Source organism: Sabulibacter ruber (assembly GCF_017355955.1).
Taxonomy (GTDB): domain Bacteria; phylum Bacteroidota; class Bacteroidia; order Cytophagales; family Hymenobacteraceae; genus Nibribacter; species Nibribacter ruber_A.
Genome location: NZ_JAFFID010000038.1, coordinates 1 through 374, shown reverse-complemented (window position 1 = coordinate 374; position 374 = coordinate 1). Strand labels below are relative to the sequence as shown.

The window sequence follows — 374 nt, the reverse complement described above, 5'->3', positions numbered from 1 at the left end:
CCATCATGAACAGCGCGCCGTAGAGCATGTAGCTGGCGTCGTAAACCCAGAAGGTCGGGGCGCGGAAGACATAGCGCATGAAGACTTCGTAGGAGATGGCGAGCGTCAGCAGAAGGATGCACCAGGCGAAGGTCTTTCCGACCCAGGCGCTGATGCGGTCGATCGACAAGAGAAGCCGCTGCATGCGGTGCGCCTCCGTGAACGCGGAAGGAATGCGGGAGAGGACTGTGGACGGAGGTGGGAGGGGGCACGGACAGCCCTAAGGGGACGGCGCCGAGGGCGCCGTCCCGACACAGGCCAGCCGGCCGTCCGGCCGGAGCGATCGCGCGGATCAGCCGAAGAAATGCTTGAAGGCCTGCTCGCGCGGGACTTCC

Annotated in this window: 1 protein-coding gene; it reads right to left on the bottom strand. The window is 65.5% G+C overall.

Features of this window, described 5'->3' with window-relative positions; genetic code table 11:
* The coding region (locus JT719_RS24355; protein WP_207436391.1) for a TRAP transporter small permease subunit at positions 1-184 on the bottom strand (184 nt) is incomplete at its 3' end.
* Positions 185-374: the final 190 nt, after the last annotated feature.